This window comes from Nostoc sp. UCD121, from assembly GCF_014222285.1.
Classification (GTDB): Bacteria; Cyanobacteriota; Cyanobacteriia; order Cyanobacteriales; family Nostocaceae; genus Nostoc.
Genome location: NZ_JACKZS010000456.1, coordinates 1 through 1461 on the forward strand (window position 1 = coordinate 1; position 1461 = coordinate 1461).

The following is a 1461-nucleotide window of genomic DNA, read 5'->3' on the forward strand; positions in this document are numbered from 1 at the left end:
CTAAGAGAGTGAATGTTTCTGGTTCAACAATTACTATTTTCAGCATGATGTTGATAATCCTCTAATAATAAATGGCTATTTATTGACTGATTTATTATTGGTGTCTAGCGGACACGCTTAAGACACTTGGTGTCTGGGCGGTGTCTGGTGTGGTGTCTGCTGGTGTCTATGCTATACAAGGCTTTCAAGCTTTAGTGTCTGTGGTGTCTAGTGTCCGATGTCCGCGAAAAAAGGGGGTTTTTGGGAGCAGACACGCGGACACCAAAGCGGCTAAATTTGATTGAGCTTGATAACACCCTCGGCTATCCAGTCCGCCAATCCTGCCCCCACAATTTCATACATCCAGCCCTTGATTTGCTCAACACTAAATCTCTCACCGTTCACTTTAAAGTTGCCTTTGAACTCTCTTACATCAGCTTCAATTCGTTCAGTTCTGGTGAGATATTCATACAGCTTTTGCGCCTGGGGTGACAATTTATTAGGTTCAGATTGGGTGTCACCTGCTTTGTTACCAAGATTGAATTCCAGTTCATAAATCCGCTCTAAAGTGGCTTTGTCGATAGGGGGATTGGGGTTAGATTCTGCTGGGAGAGCGTCGCTAAAGTCAGATATTTTTGCTGTCATTTTGGGCAGATTAACATCAAGCCATTCGTTAGAACTGTCGAGTTTTACCTTAGCTTTCCCCGTTGATGAAGGCTGTAGTGTAACTGAATCTACTTCCGCCAAACATTCAACTTGGAGCATCTTAGAAACAAGATTATGTAATCCCTTAATCCCGAATAAACACGTCTGGGTGTTGTTATGAGCTACGACAGTAATGGGCATCTCTTGTTTACGGCTTTTGGTTAGTGCCAGCTTGCCGAATTTGTCTAACAGTTCTGCATCTTTAATGAAGTCGCCGTATGTGGTGGCCTCCTCACAAATTAGGGATAAAGCTTTACCTGATGCCCAAAGTTTCTGCCGCCATTGCGACTCACTCAATGATGAATTATTAAAGGTTTTTAACCGTGATTCTAATTCTTGAACGTAATCGCGGATCTGCTGTTCAATATCATCCCAGGAGTGGTAACTTTCAACTCCTCGCCATTCACTACGGTTCGAGTCGGGGTCAAGGACAATCACACGGTAGCCGGCTTGTTTTTTGAGTTGGATTACATAACGGGCTAGCCAAGATTTACCGCCCCCTTGGTTGCCCCAGATAAGGGCAGTTTGTTTAATTAGGTTTTGCACCCATGCCGTTTTATTGTCCTGTGGTGCAATCGCTCCTGGCTCAGATCCAGTAACCTTGTCGTTCGGGTCAATCGTCCCCGCTAAAGTCTGACTCCCTTGCAGATAAGGGGTTTTCATCTCACGTAGCTGCTTAATGTAATCTGCCTTCTGTTGCTCGGTCATCCCCGCCGTTTGCGCCTCAAAAATGGCATCAGTTGCCTCCATTTGGGTAACTTCAATTTCCGTGTGGGC

Annotated in this window: 1 protein-coding gene; it reads right to left on the reverse strand. The window is 45.0% G+C overall.

Features of this window, described 5'->3' with window-relative positions:
- Positions 1 to 270: 270 nt before the first annotated feature.
- Positions 271 to 1461: ATP-binding protein (locus GNF10_RS36820; RefSeq protein ID WP_185607487.1), on the reverse strand; the 1191-nt coding region annotated here is incomplete at its 5' end.